Annotated in this window: 12 protein-coding genes; 1 reads left to right on the top strand and 11 read right to left on the bottom strand. The window is 71.7% G+C overall.

What is annotated here, in order from left to right; all coding sequences use genetic code 11:
• Positions 1-26: 26 nt before the first annotated feature.
• Positions 27-1,670 (bottom strand): PucR family transcriptional regulator, encoded by a 1,644-nt coding sequence (locus AC1DIW_RS18380; RefSeq protein WP_478109996.1) that lies wholly within the window; start codon positions 1,668-1,670, stop codon positions 27-29.
• Between the two features lie 139 nt (positions 1,671-1,809).
• Here AC1DIW_RS18380 and AC1DIW_RS18375 point away from each other — a divergent pair, with 139 nt between their 5' ends.
• Positions 1,810-3,078 carry an NAD(P)/FAD-dependent oxidoreductase gene (locus AC1DIW_RS18375; protein ID WP_478109994.1) on the top strand — a complete coding sequence of 423 codons (1,269 nt, stop codon included), beginning with the start codon at positions 1,810-1,812 and terminating at the stop codon, positions 3,076-3,078.
• Between the two features lie 53 nt (positions 3,079-3,131).
• Here the strand turns inward: AC1DIW_RS18375 and AC1DIW_RS18370 are convergent, their stop codons facing one another.
• The 10 genes from AC1DIW_RS18370 to AC1DIW_RS18325 all read right to left on the bottom strand — a co-directional run bounded on the left by AC1DIW_RS18370 (position 3,132) and on the right by AC1DIW_RS18325 (position 15,981).
• Complete coding sequence (locus AC1DIW_RS18370; protein WP_478109993.1) at positions 3,132-4,901, bottom strand: alpha-amylase family glycosyl hydrolase; 1,770 nt, start codon at positions 4,899-4,901, stop codon at positions 3,132-3,134.
• 121 nt (positions 4,902-5,022) lie between these two features.
• Positions 5,023-5,985 carry a BadF/BadG/BcrA/BcrD ATPase family protein gene (locus AC1DIW_RS18365; RefSeq protein ID WP_478109992.1) on the bottom strand — a complete coding sequence of 321 codons (963 nt, stop codon included), beginning with the start codon at positions 5,983-5,985 and terminating at the stop codon, positions 5,023-5,025.
• Positions 5,986-5,998: 13 nt separating this feature from the next.
• Positions 5,999-6,910: a carbohydrate ABC transporter permease gene (locus tag AC1DIW_RS18360; RefSeq protein ID WP_442277253.1), complete on the bottom strand. Its 912-nt coding sequence runs from the start codon at positions 6,908-6,910 to the stop codon at positions 5,999-6,001.
• Positions 6,907-7,806, bottom strand: coding sequence for a carbohydrate ABC transporter permease (locus tag AC1DIW_RS18355; RefSeq protein WP_478109990.1), 900 nt, complete (start codon positions 7,804-7,806; stop codon positions 6,907-6,909). Before AC1DIW_RS18355 ends, AC1DIW_RS18360 begins: the two co-directional genes overlap by 4 nt.
• 22 nt (positions 7,807-7,828) lie before the next feature.
• Positions 7,829-9,148 (bottom strand): ABC transporter substrate-binding protein, encoded by a 1,320-nt coding sequence (locus tag AC1DIW_RS18350; protein ID WP_478109988.1) that lies wholly within the window; start codon positions 9,146-9,148, stop codon positions 7,829-7,831.
• 68 nt (positions 9,149-9,216) lie between these two features.
• Complete coding sequence (locus AC1DIW_RS18345; RefSeq protein ID WP_478109987.1) at positions 9,217-10,146, bottom strand: N-acetylmuramic acid 6-phosphate etherase; 930 nt, start codon at positions 10,144-10,146, stop codon at positions 9,217-9,219.
• Between the two features lie 105 nt (positions 10,147-10,251).
• The gene (locus tag AC1DIW_RS18340) at positions 10,252-11,151 is read right to left on the bottom strand and encodes a MurR/RpiR family transcriptional regulator (RefSeq protein ID WP_442277249.1); all 900 of its coding nucleotides are present in this window, start codon (positions 11,149-11,151) and stop codon (positions 10,252-10,254) included.
• A gap of 4 nt (positions 11,152-11,155) precedes the next feature.
• Positions 11,156-12,796, bottom strand: coding sequence for a serine hydrolase domain-containing protein (locus AC1DIW_RS18335; RefSeq protein ID WP_478109985.1), 1,641 nt, complete (start codon positions 12,794-12,796; stop codon positions 11,156-11,158).
• A gap of 7 nt (positions 12,797-12,803) precedes the next feature.
• Entirely contained in the window at positions 12,804-14,126 is a 1,323-nt protein-coding gene (locus AC1DIW_RS18330; RefSeq protein WP_478109983.1) for an exo-beta-N-acetylmuramidase NamZ family protein, read from the bottom strand.
• A gap of 37 nt (positions 14,127-14,163) precedes the next feature.
• Positions 14,164-15,981: a glycoside hydrolase family 3 protein gene (locus tag AC1DIW_RS18325; RefSeq protein WP_478109981.1), complete on the bottom strand. Its 1,818-nt coding sequence runs from the start codon at positions 15,979-15,981 to the stop codon at positions 14,164-14,166.
• Between the last annotated feature and the right edge of the window lie 122 nt (positions 15,982-16,103).

The following is a 16,103-nucleotide window of genomic DNA, read 5'->3' as shown; positions in this document are numbered from 1 at the left end:
CGCCACGGTAGCGGCGCGGGGCCCGTTCAGTGGCCGAGAGCGCGCAGTTGGAGACGCAGGGCGAGGCGGGTCTCCGGGTCGTGCAGGTCGAGGTCGACGACGCCCGACAGCCGCTGCATCCGGTAGCGCAGCGTGTTGGGGTGGACGTGGATGCTCGCCGCAGCTGCCCGGGGGTCGCCCGGGTGGTCGAGCCACGCAGCGACCGTCTCGAGGTATGCCGTGTGGTGGGTCTCGTCGTGGTCGCGCAGGGTCCCGACGGGGCCGAGCAGCTCCTCGGTCCAGATGCCACCCAGGGCGCGGGCGTTCGTGACGGCGGCCCACGCGTCCTCGACCGTCGTCGTCGTGCCCGCCACCCGGCCCACGTCACGCAGACGCTGGACCTCGGTGGCCTCGCGCCGCGACCGGTCGAGGTCGACCGTGCGCGAGACCCGTCCGCCGGCGCTGGCCGTGGCCGTGGGAGCGACCCCCGCAACCTCCTCGACGACGCCGTGCAGCCACTCCCACGTGCCGGGGGAGGTGTCGCCCGGCACGTCGCGCACGAGGGTGAGCGCCACGCCGTCGAAGATGGCCAGGAGCGGCTGGCGCCAGGACCGGCGGCGCGCGGCCGACTCCCAGACGTCGAGCTCACGCTCGGTGTCGCGAGGCGAGCCCTGGCCGGCGACGACGGTGCGGTCACGGTGGGCGCCGGCAAGCACGACCACGCGCCACGGCGCGGGCGGGAGCCAGCCCTCGGCCTCGAGGGTGTCTCCGCTCAGCACGGCACGCAGCCGGTCGGCCGAGACCCGTCGGGCGAGGTCTGCCTGGGATCGCAGCCGCAGCAGGTGCAGGGCCACGACGGAGGCGGTCTGGGCGAGGGAGACGAGAACCTGCGCGGGGGGCTCCTCGTCGACGACGGCCCAGATCGAGCCGAGCCACTCGGTGCCGGCCCGGACGGGGACGACGAGGCGCGCCCCCAGACCGCGCCCGGCCGGCACGAAGAACGGCTCGTCGGAGCGGGCCAGCCGCCGGAAGACTCCGCGCCCGCGCAGGCCCGCGATGACCTCCTCGGGCACCCGGCGCCCGACGATGGTGGACACGCGGGCGGGGTCGGCGACGTCCTGCGTCGAGGAGTAGGCGAGCACGCGCGACTGGGTGTCCTCGATGGTGATCGGGGCGGAGACGAGCGCCGCGCACGCGTCGGCGAGGACGAAGAGCTCGTCGAGGACCGGGCCCTCGGCGCGCATCGCCGGACCGCTCGCGGCCCGGTCGAGCACGCCGCGCAGCAGCCACACGACATGCGCCCAGGACGCGTGGTCGGCCAGCTCGACGAGACTGACGCCGACGCGGGCCGCTGCGGCCCTGACCGGTCGGCTGCGGGCGGCAGCTCGCCGCAGGACCACGGCGCCGCTGCCGGACGCCGCCGCGCCCTCGAGCAGGGCGGCCGCGTCGGCCGGACGCTCGATGCCGACGCCGAGCAGCAGGTCGCCCACCTGGCCGAAGCCGCCCGACCCCGGCTCGGCGAGCGTCACGTCGTCGACGGCCGGCCCGCCCGCGTCGACGACCACGGTGAGCAGGCCCCCGCCGAGGGTGCCGGCGAGCTGCGCGATCGGTAGGCCGACCGGAGTCGTCGACGACGTGCGGGTGGCGGACGCGCGTGCGGCGCGGGGAGCGCGTGGGGTGGCGGACGGCATACCCCATCATCGCGCACGTCACTGTGCTGGGAGCACAAGCTCTCGCCGAGACTCTGTGCGACTGGCACCACTCATCCGTGAGCGGCGGGCCGCACCATGGAAGCAGGCCACCCCCAGACCTGACACAGGAGTCGATCGCATGCCTGCCGTGACCCCCGCCGGTACCCCCGTCCCCGAGCGCGTCGCCGTCGTCGGCGCCGGCATGGTCGGTCTCGCGACCGCCTGGTTCCTCCAGGAGCGTGGCGTCGAGGTGACCGTCATCGACCGCGACGGCGTCGCCGCCGGGGCCTCGTGGGGCAACGCCGGCTGGCTGACACCCGGCATCGCGACCCCGCTGCCCGAGCCCGCCGTGCTCAAGTACGGCCTGCGCGCCGTGCTCAGCCCGAGCTCGCCCGTCTACGTGCCGCCCAGCGCGCGACCCGACTTCCTCCGCTTCGTCAGCGGCTTCACCCGGCACAGCACGATGACGGCCTGGAAGAAGGCCATGGGCGCGCTCGTGCCCGTCAACGACCTGTCGCTCCAGAGCTTCGACCTGCTGAAGGCGGGGGGCGTCGACGCCGAGACCTACGAGGCGAAGTCGTTCACGGCCGCCTATCGGACCGCCGAGGAGCGCCAGACCCTCCTCGAGGAGATCGAGCACATCCACGCCTCCGGTGGGGACATCACCTTCGACGTCCTGAGCGGTGACGAGGCGCGGGCCATCGAGCCGGCCCTGTCGGACGAGATCGGCGCCGCGATCGTGCTGCACGGTCAGCGCTTCATCAACCCGGGTGCCTACGTCGCGGCTCTCGCCGACTCGGTCACCGCCCGAGGCGGCAAGATCGTCACCGGCAGCGCCGTCTCGCGCATCACCGACGCCCCGACCGGCGTCCTCGTCACCAACGACTTCGGTCAGGCCGAGCACTACGACGCCGTCGTCGTCGCCACCGGCGCCTGGCTCGGCAAGCTGGCGCGCGAGTTCGGCGTCAAGCGCGTCGTCCAGGCCGGTCGCGGCTACTCCTTCAGCGTGGCCGTCGACGACCTGCCCAACGGTCCCGTCTACTTCCCGGCTGCCCGCGTCGCGTGCACGCCGGTCGGTGACCGCCTCCGGGTCGCCGGCATGATGGAGTTCCGTCAGCCCGAGGCCGCCCTCGACCGGCGCCGCATCAAGGCCATCGTCGAGTCGGCCCGCCCGCTGCTCCAGGGCGCCGACCTCGACCACCGCCAGGACGAGTGGGTCGGCTCCCGCCCGTGCACCATCGACGGCCTGCCGCTCATCGGCGCCTCGCGCAACCCCAAGGTCTTCGTCGCCGGCGGTCACGGCATGTGGGGCATCACGCTCGGCCCGGTCACCGGCCGCCTGCTCGCCGAGCAGATGACGACCGGCGTCGCCCCCGCGCAGCTCGCGCCGTTCGACCCCCTGCGCTGAGCCACACGGCGAGCGGGCACCGCCCTTCGGGGGAGGTGCCCGCTCGCTGCGCTTCAGGCCGGCGTCAGGACGACCAGCGTGTAGGCACCGACCGAGACGGTGCCGCTTGCCGGCTGTTCGTCGACCGGCTCCTCCACCGCCTCGACGTCATGCGTCTCGTGGCCGGCGAAGAGGGCGCTGTAGGTGGACGCGTCCGAGTTGAAGCGGACGGTCCACGGCCCGGCGGACGGCATACCCGTCGTGACGTCGCGGGGCTCGGCGCTCGCGTTGACGACCAGCACCGCCACGTCGTCTCCAGCTCGTCGCGCCCACGCCAGCGTCTTGGCGTCGTCGTCGAGGTGGAGCACCTCGAAGCCGTCGCCGCGCAGACCGCCGGAGACCCCGTCTCCGTCACGGCGCAGTCGTACGAGGTCGCCGGTGAGCCGCACGAGATCACGGAACTGCTCGGCACGCTCCCAGTCGAGCGGCGCGGTGTCGCGGAACTCCTGGTCCTCGAGGAACTCCTGGCCCTGGAAGAGCATGGGGATGCCGGGGGCGGTCAGCGTCAACGCGAGGCCGAGGGTGGCGCGCTTCTGGGCCGCCCAGCCGGTGGGGTCGCCGCCATCGACCTCGTCCGGCACCCGGAGGCTGCCCTCCGCCACCTCGTCGTGGCTCTCGGTGTAGATCACGCGCCGGAACGGTGCGTCGTTGCCGCGCAGCGCCTCGGCTAGCTCGGCCATCGAGCGCTCGTGGTCGTCGACAGCGGTCAGGACCCGTCGCACGGGGTGCACGAAGCCGGGGTCCCACTGGGCGTGGAAGCCGGCCCCGCCGTCGTCGCCGGTGGTGATCGCGGGGTCGGACTGCAGGTCCTCGGCGATGAGGATCTTGTCGGGGTGGCGCTCGCGGATCGTCGACGTGATGGAACGCATCAGGTCCCAGCCCTCCGGCAGGTCGCCGGTGCCGAGGCCGTCGATGGTGCGCACGTAGAGAGTGGCGTCGAAGCGCAGCCCGTCGAGGTGGAACTCCTCGAGCCACATCAGGGCGTTGTCGTGCAGGTAGCTCCGGACCTCCTCGCGGCCGTAGTCCGGACGCGTGTCGCCCCACGGCGTCGACGAACGCTCGTCGTTGTAGAAGTAGATGCCGCCCTTCTCGTCCTCGCTCCACCCGTCGAACTGCCACAGCGCGAGGTCGCTCGGCCCGAAGTGGTTGATCACGACGTCGAGGATCACCGCGATGCCGTGCCGGTGGGCCTGCTTGACGAAGTCCTTGAGCGCGTCGGGTCCGCCGTAGCTGCTGGAGACCGCGAAGGGGTTGGACGGGTTGTAGCCCCAGGAGTAGTCGCCGGCGAACTCGGTGACCGGCATGAGCTCGACGGCGCTGACGCCGAGGTCGGCGAGGTGGTCGAGCTTCCCGGCGACACCGCCGAGGTCGCCGGCGTCACCGTCGGCTGCGACGAACGAGCCGATGTGCGCCTCGTAGATGACGAGGTCGTCGTGAGGTGGGCAGCCGAACGTGTCGCCCTCCCAGTCGAAGGCGTCGCGGTCGTAGACGACGGCGTTGCCCGACGAGTTCGTGACGACGCGGGCACGCGGGTCGATGCGCATCAGGCGCTGCTCGCCGTTGGTGATGACGAACTGGTACTCGTCGCCCGGGCGGGCGCCGTCGACGTCGGCGTACCAGTGCCCGTCGTCCTCGGCGACCATCGCGTGTCCGTCCTCGGACCAGTCGGTGAAGCCGCCGGTGACCGCGACGGCCTCGGCGTTGGGGGCCCACACCCGGAAGGCGGTCCCGCCGTCGTGGGGCATCGACCCGAGTCCTGGGTGGTGGGCGTCGTGCTCTGACATCGGGGCTCCAGTCGTGCAGGGTGCGGGCGGTCGGCCCGTGGCCCGGACGAAGCGCCGGGCCGGTGAGGGCCGAGGCGTGTCATACCCGATCGGGTCGGGTGGACCGCCCGCTCAGGCGTTGTCAGGCCAGGAGGAGGTATGCCGGGTGCTCGGGCACGCCTCCCGTGTCCCGCAGGTGCCGGGCCAGGTGCACGGCCCCGTCGAGGGCTCCCCCGTGGGCGGGGGAGCGCATGACGCCGGCCTCGGAGAGGTGAGCATCGAGGGCCTCCGCGACGGGTGCGGCCGCGAGCAGGCCGCCCGTCGCCGCGAGGAGCGGGTCGGTGAGGCCGTCGGCGGCACGGAGCAGCGAGACCGCCAGGTCGGTCCCGGCCTGCACGCACAGGGCGTGCGCCACCGGGTCGGTCGCGGCGGCTGCCGTCACAAGGGGTGCGACGCAAGCGAGTCGCTCGGGGGCGTCGGCGGTCGTCATGACGAGCCGCGGCCACCCCTCCGGGGCGCCGAGCAGGTCGGCCGCAGCGCGCAGCAGGGCGGCCGAGCCGTCGGTCAGGCCGTCGTGGGCCCGCAGGGCCGCGCGAAGGCCGGCCATGCCGAGCGAGGCGGCGGATCCTGCGTCGCCGAGCACGTGTCCCCACCCGTCGACGCGGCGCCACTGCCGGTCGAAGTCGGTGCCGAAGGCCACCGCCCCGGTGCCGGCCGCGACGACGGCCCCGGGACCGACGCGGCCGGTCGCGCCGACGAGGCCCGCGACCGCGTCGCTGACGACGACGGTGCGCCGTGCACCGAGGCCCTCCACCACGGTGCGCAGCACGTCGGCACGGTCGGCGAGGAAGAGCAGGCCGCGCATGGACCACACGACGACCTCGGGCAGCACACCGCCAGAGACGTCCTCGCCGGCCGCCCGACCCAGCAGGGACCGCGCGTCCGCCACGAGGGCGGCCACGTCGATGCCGGCGGCCCCGACCCGCGCACCCGGAGCGGTGAGCACGGGACCCGGCTGGCCGGCATACGTCTGCAGACGCAGGCCCGAGCCCCCGATGTCGACGGCGACGACGGTGCCGCCGTGGGACGTCCTGGCCTCGCTCACGCGAGCGAGCCGATCACTTCGCCATGCCGGCGGTCAACCCCGCCACGATCTGCTTGGTGGCGACGAGGAAGAGCACGATGAGGGGGATGGTCGTGATGACGAGCCCGGCGAAGACGGCCGAGTAGTTCGTCGCGTTCTCGCCGAAGAAGTTCGTCAGGCCGACCGGCAGGGTGTACTTCTCCTCGCGGCGCAGCAGCACCAGGGGGAAGAGGAAGTCGTTCCAGATCGGCACGAAGCGGAAGACTGCGACGGTGGCGAGCGCGGGCCGCACGAGCGGCACCATGATCCGCCAGAAGGTCTGCCAGCTGCTCGCACCGTCGAGTGCGGCCGCCTCCTCGAGCTCCTCCGGCAGCTGCCGGAAGAACGTCGTCAGGACGAAGATCGAGAAGGGGATGCCCGAGGACGCGTACATCAGCATGAGGCCGAAGCGCGAGTCGATGAGCCCGAGCCCGTCGAAGAGGTAGAAGATCGGCAGGATCGCGAGGTGGATCGGCAGCATGAGGCCCGATAGGAAGAGCGACTCGAGCCACCGGAAGATGCGCGACCGGCCGCGGGCCAGGGCGTACGCCGCCATCGTCGCGACTGCCGTCGAGATCGCGACCGCACCGACCGTGACGGCGAGCGAGTTGCCGAAGTACGTCGCGAAGTTGCCCGTCGTCCACGCCTCGACGTAGCTCGCCGTCGTCGGGGGTGCGGGCAGTCCGAGCGGGTCGGTGATGAGGTCGGCGTTCGAGCGGAAGCTGTTGCTGACCATGAGCAGCAGCGGCACGAGCGCCAGGGCGGCATACCCCCAGAGGAGCAGGCTCGCGCCCGGGCCGCCCACGGGACGGGTGCCCCGCGAAGGGCGCCGGCCCCGACTGCCCTGGGTCGTCGGGACGACCACCTGCTCCGACGGTGCCTCGGTGGTGACGACGGCCGTGGTCATGCGGTGATCCTCCGCTCGTGACGGCGCAGCACGGCCGTGGCGGCGTAGGCGCCGCCGAAGATGATGAGGAAGAGCAGCGTCGCCAGGGCCGACGAGCTGCCGATGGCATCGGTCGCCCCGGAGTCGAACGCCGTCCGGTAGAAGAGCAGTGACACGAAGTCCGTTGAGCCGGCAGGGTTTCCGGTCGACCCACCGAACGCGTAGGGCAGCGCGAAGGCCTCCATGGCGAAGATGAACGTCAGCACCGACACCGTGCCGATGGCGGGGACGAGCAGTGGCAGGGTGATCTTGAAGAACGCCTGCCGGTTGGTCGCCCCGTCGACGCGTGCCGCCTCGGTCAGCTCCTCGGGCACGCCGCCGAGAGCCGCGCCGTAGAGCAGGACCGGGAAGCCGATCCACTGCCACACGCTGACGAGGATGACGACCCAGATCGCCGTCTTCGGGTCACCGAGCCACGGCAGGGCCCACGACTCGAGCCCGATCTTGGTCAGCAGCGTGTTGACCGGCCCGAACGTCGGCGACAGCAGCAGGGTCCAGAGGTAGCCGATGACGATCGGGCTGACGAGGTAGGGCATCGCATAGAGCGTCTGCAGGATCCGGCGACTGCGCGGACGGCTGTAGAGCAGGTAGGCGATCGTCAGGCCGAAGGTGTTCTGGATGAGCATCGTGCCGACGAAGAAGAGCACGTTGTGCAACAGCGCCTGCGGAAGGTCGGTCGTGAAGGGTGCCCTGGTGAAGAGCGTCGCGAAGTTCTCGACACCCGCGAACCCTCCGCGGCTCGTGCCCTGCCAGTGGAAGAAGGCGTAGGAGAACGCCGTCACCATCGGGTAGAGCACGAAGACCGCGAAGAGTGCGAGCGCCGGCGCGACGAAGGCCAGGCCGGTGCGGCGCCTCATGCTGTGTCTCCTGCTGGATCCGTCACGCGCTCGGCTTGAACCAGGTCTTGACGCCGGTGTCGAGGTCCTTGCTCACACCAGCGGCGTCCTTGGAGCCGAGCAGCATCTCCTGCAGACCCTTGCCGAGCAGCTCGCCGCCGGAGGGGGACCCGTAGCGGAAGTCGGTGAGCAGCAGGTACGGGGATCCGGAGTTCTTGTAGTTGTCGCTCATCTGCTTGAGCAGCGGGTCGCTGGGGTCCACACCCGGCACGGCCGAGATCTGCTTCACGTCGTCGTTGACCATCTGGCCGAACTCCTTGGAGGTCATCCACTTCACGAGCTCCATGGCCTCGGTGGGGTGCTTCGACTTGGCGGAGACGCCGAAGTTGCCGTCGGCCCATCCTGCCGTGGTCGCCGCCGAGCCGCTCGGCGAGCCCGGGGCCGGCGGCACCTGGAAGACGCCGATCTTCATGGCGGGGTTGGCCTTCTGCAGGACCGACAGGTCGAAGCTGCCGCCGGGGATCATCGCGGCCTTCTCGGCCGAGAAGAGGGTCTGCGCGTCGGTCTGGGCGACGCCGGTGACGTTCTTGGGCATGTACTTCGCGAGGTCGCCGACGACCTTGACCGACGCGACCCAGTCGGGGTCGGTGAAGGACTTCTTGCCCGAGAGCACCTCGCTCTGGAAGGCCTTGCCGCCGAAGCGCGCGCCGGCGAGCACCTCGTGCACGATCGGGAGCGTCCAGTCGTCCTTGGCGCCGACGGCGATCGGGGTGACGCCCGCGCCCATCAGCTTGTCGTTGGCCGCGATGAACTCGGCCCACGTCGTGGGGGCCTTGAGGCCCTCCTTGTCGAACAGGCCCTGGTTGTAGAACATCTGGACCGTCTGGCGGGCGAGCGGGACCGAGTAGGTCTTGCCGTCCTCCTTGCCCTTCGCGCTCGCGACGATGTTCTCGTCCCAGCCGGACAGGTCGACCTTGCCGTCGAGTGGCAGCAGCGACTTGCTGGCGACCGTGCCCTGGAGCTGGCCGTAGGAACGCACCTGCGGCACGTCGGGGCCGCTCGCGCCGGCGAGCCCGGTCGCGAGGATCTTGTTGTACTCCGTCGCCTTGAAGGCCTTGAACTCGACGTTGACCTTCGGGTGGGACTTCTCGTACGCCTGGAAGATCTTGTTGTATGCCGCCTCGTCCTCCACGCGCCACGACCACACCGTCAGGGTGACCTTGCCGTCGCTGCCGGCATCGGTCCCGCCCGACGAGGAGGGGGAGCAGGCCGTCACGAGGAGTGCGCCGGAGAGTGCGGCGATGGTGAGGACCGTGCGGCGTGCGCGCCGGGACGAGCCGGGCGGGCGTGAGGCGAACGTCATGGTGGTGCTCCTGTCGGGTTCTGCGAGGTGCCTGGGGGTCGGCACGGGTGGGTGGGTGCGGGTCGGTGTCAGGGGGTGGGCGCTGCGGGGACCTGGCCGCCGAGGGCGGCCAGGGCCTGCGCGACCGAACCGTCGTGGGCGGCGATGGCGTCGCGTGCGGCGCCGGCGTCGACGCCCGCGAGCAGGGAGAGCAGCGCGGGCTTGAGCTCACCGTCGGCCGCGTCGAGGGCCTCGCGGGCCTGGTCCGCATCGGCACCGGTGGCTTCCCGGAGGATGCGCAGCACCCGGCCGCGGAGCTTGGCGTTCGTCGCGACGACGTCGACCATGAAGTTGCTCCACGTGCGACCGAGCCGGATCATCACGGCTGTCGAGAACGAGTTGAGGACGAGCTTCTGCGCGGTGCCGGCCTTGAGCCGCGTCGACCCGGTCAGCGCCTCGGGACCGGTGCGCACGGCGAGCAGGATGTCGGCGAGGACGGCGATCTCGGCGTTCGGGTTGGCCGTGACGAGGGCCGTGACGGCGCCGAGCTGCCGAGCCCGCGCCAGGGCGCCGGCGACGAACGGCGTACGACCCGAGGCCGTGAGGCCGATCGCGACGTCGCCGGGACGCAGGTCGTCGGCCTCGGAGCGGCCGAGGTCGGCGTCGTCCTCGACGTTCTCGACGGCCTGGAGGAGGGCCTCCGGTCCGCCCGCGTGGTGCGCGACGACGAGACCGGCAGGTGCGTTGAAGGTCGGTCGAAGCTCGGCGGCGTCGAGCACCGCGAGGCGACCCGAGGTGCCGGCCCCGAAGTAGTGGACGGTGCCGCCGGCGCGGAGCGACTCGACGGCCCGGTCGACGAGGTGGGCGAGCTCGGGGAGGACCTCGCTGACGGCGCCGGCGACGGTCGCGTCCTCGGCGTTGAGGGCCCTCAGGATGTCGAGCGAGGTGTGCGTGTCGATGGACGTCGTCCCCGGATGGCGCTCCTCGGTGGGGGCGTCCACGGTCACCTCGCTGCTCACCCGAGCGAGGTTAGTTTCCTACACGCCCAGCGTCAATGCTGTAAATCAGTAACATTCTTGTCACGACGCCCGGTTGGAACGAGGGCTGGGTGCCCACTCGCCGGGTCAGTCGGTGACGTGGTGGCCGGCGACGGCTTCTCGGGTGTCGGCGACGGCCTTGCGGACCCGGCGCAGGTTGCGCTGCGCGACCGCGATGTAGAGGCAGTCGATGACGGTGAGGGCCGCGATGCGGCTCGCCGTCGCGCCCGAGCGGACGCTGGTCTCGCGCGCGGCCGTGGTGAGCAGGAAGTCGACTCCGGAGGCGAGCCGCGACAGCGGAAAGTTCGTGATGGCGATGGTGCGCGCACCGGTCGAGCGGGCTGCCGCCAGGGCCTCGATGGTCTCGGTCGTCGTGCCCGAGTGCGAGATGCCGACCGCGATGTCGCCGCGGCCGAGCAGGGTGGCGCTCGTCAGGGCGATGTGCGGGTCGTTCCACGCGAAGGCGACGATGCCGATGCGGTGCAGCTTCTGCTGCAGGTCGGTCCCGACGATCGCGCTCGCGCCGATCCCGTAGATGTCGACGCGGCCCGCCTTGGCGATGGCAGCCGCGGCGGAGGCGAGGGTGTCGCGGTCGAGCTGCTGGGCGGTCTCCTCGACGGCGCTCGCGTCGGCGAAGGCGACCTTGGCGATGATGTCGTCGATGGTGTCGCTCGCGCTGATGTCGGTGCCGTTGCGGCTCATCGTGCGTGGGTGCGCCGACTCCTCGGCCAGCGCGAGACGCAGCTGCGGGTAGCCCGGCAGCCCGAGTCGGCGGCAGAAGCGCAGCACCGTCGTCTCGGACGTGCGCGCCGTCGTGGCGAGCTCGCTGATGGTCAGGCCCGCGGCACGGCGTGCGTCGGCGAGGACGATGTCGGCGACGCGGTCCTCGGCGGGCGACAGCGAGGGCTTGATCCCCCTCAGGCGGATGAGCAGCGATGCGCTCGCGGCGCCTGCGGGCGACGAGCCGCCGTCCTCGGTCCTGGGCATGGGCCTACGCTACGGCGTCGCGACCGGTCGGCTGCCAACCGGCCGACGTCAGCGCGTCGGGCTGGTGCTCGGCGTCGAGGAGGACGCCCTGGCTCCCGGTCACCCGGATCCGGTCGAGGGCGACGCCTCGACCGGGGTGGTTCGCGTCGGGCACGAGGCGCCAGCGCAGCAGCTGGGTGCCGGGCTCGAGCGCGGCCCGCGCCTCGACCCAGCGCCGCGTCCCGGAGCCGTCGATGGTGTCGTCGACGGTGCCGGCGACTGTCTCGTCGGTCTGGCCTGTCGTGCCCCGGTCCTTGACGGCGAAGGCCACCGGTGTCCACGTCGTACCGGCGTCGGTGGACCGCTCGAGGTGCAGGCCGGTCTCACCGCTGTCGACGAGGAAGTCGAAGCCGAGGCGGGCTCCGCCGGCGTCGACCGCGAGGGGCGCCGTCGTCAGGGTGGCGGTCGTCGCGTCGGAACTCCCGGCACACCAGGACGTGCGCTCCTCCTGCGGTCGGATCGGTAGGGCACTGGCCAGGCCATGGGCCCACGCGCGGCGAGCGATGTTGACCGAGCCCCAGTCGCGAGAAGGGTGCACGCGGTTGGTCAGCAGGATCGCGAAGGAGCGGCTGGCGAAGTCGATGACGACCGATGTGCCGGTGTAGCCGGTGTGGCCCGCGCTGCGGGGGCCGGATAGGGCGTCCATGTACCAGCGCTGGTCGAGCTCGAAGCCGAGCCCGTGCGAGTCGCCGGCGAAGGCCTGGTTGAAGTCGGTGACGAGCAGCTCGACGCTCGAGGGATCGAGGATCCGGTGGCCGCCGTAGGCGCCGCCGTCCAGCAGCGCCTGCGACAGGATCGCCAGGTCGTCCGCCGTCGAGAAGACGCCCGCGTGGCCGGCCACGCCGCCGAGGGACCACGCGTTCTCGTCGTGGACCTCGCCGCGCACCATGCCGCGGGGTGGCGCGGTCTGGTACTCGGTCGCGGCCGTGCGTGACCTGTCCGCCGGGTTGTAGCCGGTGTCCTCCATCCCCAGGGGCGCGGTGATGCGCCGGCGCACGACGACGTCGAGTGGCTCCCCGTACAGCCTTTCGACGAGGACGCCGAGGGTGATGAGGTTGAGGTCGCTGTAGCGGTAGGTGGAGCCGGCCGGGTCGGCCAAGGGATGGTCCAGGACCGCCTCGATGCGCGAGGCCTGGTCGGGCCACGCGCTCCACAGCGGGAGCTCCGGCGGGTAGCCCGACGTGTGCGTCAGCAGCTGGCGCACCGTGACGGCCTCCTTGCCGTTGGCGGCGAACTCCGGGAGGTGTGCTGCCACCGGGCTCTCCAGGCAGACGTGGCCCTCCTCGATGAGCTGCGCCACCGCGATCGAGGTGAAGAGCTTGGAGACCGACGCGAGGTCGAAGATCGTGTCGGTGCGCATGGGAACCCACTCGTCGCGGGGTAGCTCGGCGGTCGCGTCGGCATAGCGCAGGGCCCAGCCGCTCACGTCGCGCCCGACGATGCGCCCCGCGTGGCCCATGATCCCCACCGCGCCTGCGAAGAGCCGGTGCCCGTCGGGTGTGTCCTCCCCGTACGTGTGGATCCGCGCCACGGCCTCCGCGATGGGTGCGGGGTCCAGGCCCTGCGGGGCCGGGCTCGCGTCGGACAGGATGGTGTCGGAAGGCAACAACGGCTCAGTGCGCCGGGCCGCGGTAGAGGAGGTACTGCTGGCGCCGGGCGTCGAAGGCCGCGAGCTCGTCCCTCCAGGCGCCGATGACCTCGTCGGCGGGCGCGCCCGCCGAGATCTGCGTGCGGAGGCGCTGCGATCCGGTCAGCTTGTCGATCCAGTACGGCCGCGCCGGGTCGTAGGAGTCGTAGCGCCAGGCGAAGTCGGGGTAGAGCGCCTTTGCCGCGACGAGCATCTCGACGGCGGCGCGCATCGGGTCGAACGTCGACGGGTCGGTGACGTGCAGCTGGACTCCGCCGCACACCTTGCCGATGTGCTTGCTGAAGGTCGGCGAGAAGTAGGCCTCGCGGAAGCCGACACCCGGAAGACCAAGCGCGGCAAGGCGTTCGGCCCACTTGTAGTCGACGAACGGTGCCCCGATGAGCTCGAAGGGCCGCGTCGTACCCCGTCCCTCCGAGAGGTTGGTCCCCTCGAACATCCCCGTTCCCGGGTAGACCAGCGCGGTGTCGGGAGTCGGCATGTTGGGACTCGGCATGACCCAGGGGAGTCCGGTGACGGCATACGGCACGTCACGGCGCCAGCCCTTGACCTCGATCACGGAGAGCTCGGCAAGCCGGCGCCCCGCGTCGGCGGTGAGGAACTCGCCGTCGAAGTAGCGGGCGAGCTCGCCGACCGTCATGCCGTGGGCCTGGACGATCTCCTTGGCGCCGACGCCCGAGGTCCACGGCGTGGTCATCATCGGCCCGATCGCCGTGCCACCGATGGGGTTCGGCCGGTCGAGCACGACGAAGCGGGCGCCGACCGCGACCGCCGCCTGCATGGCGGTGTACATCGTCCAGATGTAGGTGTAGAACCGTGCGCCGACGTCCTGGATGTCGAAGACGACCGTTTCGACGCCGGCGGTGCGGAACATCGACGTCATCTTCGCCGTGTTGGCGCCGTAGGCGTCGTAGACCGTGAGCCCGGTCCGCGGGTCGGGGTGGGTGCCCTCGGAGTCGCCGGCCTGGGCGGTGCCGCGGAAGCCGTGCTCGGGCCCGAAGACACCGACGATGTCCACGGCGCCCGACTCGTGCATCTCGTCGACGATGGTCCGCAGGTTGCGAAGGATGCCGGTCGGGTTGGTGATGACCCCGACCTTCTGCCCGGAGAGCATCGACCAGCCGGCCGCTGCGGCGTTCTGGGCGCCCGTCGTCACCGGGTTGTTGGGGTAGTTGCTGGCGTATGCCGTCTGGCCGGCCTGCGCTGCAACGGAACCCGCCGCCGTCGCTGGGATCGCGACGGCGCTCAGGGCGCCGGCGGTGAGCAGCTGCCTGCGGTTGAGGTTGGTCATGTGGAGCTCTCCGATCGCGTTGGTGCCGGGCCGGCCGTCAGTAGGTGAGGCCGTGGCCGAAGGGGTAGAGCACGGTGTTCGGGTCGCCGGCGACGGGGATGTCGACCGGGAGGGTCGCTGTGGGGGAGACGTCACCGACGATCACGCGCGCGGCGGCCTCGATCGCGACCGGGCTGTAGGAGTACGTCGCGACGTAGGTGGGGGCAGCGGTGAAGTAGGCGATGTCGTAGGGGTCGCGGACGGCAACCACGACGACCGTCTTGCCGGTGCCGAGAAGCTGCTTGACGAGCTTCTGTTGGCCGCCGCGCGGGTCCGTGACGGTGGTGTCCCAGGCCTTCATGGTCGTGACCACCACGACGTCCTTGTCCGCTGCTGCGGTGACCGCAGAGGCGACCTGGGCGTCGGTCGGGGAGGTCCCGGTCTGGATGGTCTGGACCGTGGCTCCCTTGGCGGTCAGGGCCGCCGCGAGGGTCGCCGTCGTGCCGACGCCGTAGCCGGTCACGAGGACCTTCTTGCCGCTCGGGGCGATCGGAAGGGCCTTGGCGTCGTTCTTGACGAGGGTCGTCGTGCGGTCGGTGACGGAGTCGGCCGCCGCGAGGTGGGCGGGGGTGCCGACGACGCCCGACACGGCGGCAGGGTCGGCATACGGGCTGGCCACGATGCCGCGGCGGTACTTCAGGCTCAGCACGCGGCGCACCTTCGCGTCGAGCTCGTCCTTGGTGATGCGTCCGCTGCGGACGGCGTCGAGGACGGCGGCGAAGGCGTCGTCCATCGCGGGCGTCATGAGCAGCTGGTCGACGCCCGCGAGCAGGGCCCGCACGGCGACCTCGGCGTCGCCGTAGAGGTCACGGACGCCTTGCATGGCAAGGGAGTCCGTGATGATGACGCCCTTGTAGCCGAGCTCGCCGCGGAGCACGCCCGTCATGATCGGCTTGCTCAGCGTCGCCGGGTTGCCCGAGTCGTCGAGAGCCGGGAACGACAGGTGCGCGGTCATGATCATGTCGATCTGCTCGTAGATCGCGGCCTTGAAGGGCGGCGCGTCGATGGCCTCCCACTGCTCGCGCGTGTGGGTGATGACCGGGAAGGCGACGTGGCTGTCGGTCGCCGTGTCACCGTGGCCCGGGAAGTGCTTGCCGCAGGATGCGACCCCTCCGTCACGCTGGTAGCCGGCAACCTGGGCGGCCGCGAGCTGGGCGGCGAGCTCGGGTCGCGACGAGAAGGACCGCGTGCCGATCACCGGATTGAGCGGGTTGACGTTGACGTCGCAGTCGGGCGCGAAGTCGGTGTTGACGCCCATCGCGAGCAGCTCGCGGCCGGTGATCGCAGCGGCGGTGCGCGCGTCGGGGGCGCTGCGTCCGGCGCCGAGCGCCATCGAGCCGGGGAACTGCGTGGCCGGCGGTCCGATGCGCGTGACGACGCCCTGCTCCTGGTCGGTGGCGATCTGGAGAGGGATCCGCACCTTGCTGGGCTGCGTGAGCGCTGCCTTCTGCAGGCCGTTGGACAGGCCGACGATCTGGTCGGGGTTCTGCACGCTGTCGGTCCACGCGAAGTAGATGACACCGCCGAGGTGGTACTTCTGCACGACCTCGGCCGGGCTCGCGACGCCGTAGAGCGGGATGTTGCGGCTGTCGGGCGTCGTCGCGTCCTTGCCGTAGACGTTCTGGATGAAGAGCTGGCCGACCTTCTCCTCCATCGTCATCCGGGCCATCGTCGAGGTGACCCAGCCGTTCTCGGCTGCCGGGGGCGTGGCGGAGGTGCTCGTGGCCGCGCGGGCGCTACCGGCTGTCGCGCCCGCCGCAGCAGCAGCGAGGCCGCCGGCGATGACGGAGCGGCGGGAGAGATCGGACATGGACATGGGGGCCTCCGGGTGATGTGAACAAATGACGCGTTCTGTCCTCTCTGTGGAACTTACCTACGGCCCCTGCCATCGGCAACAGATAGCGGGGACAGGCCCGGTAGAACATCGCCCGTCCACCG

The sequence above is a fragment of the Terrabacter sp. 01T434 genome (genome assembly GCF_056398545.1).
This window is presented reverse-complemented; position numbering and strand designations above follow the sequence as displayed.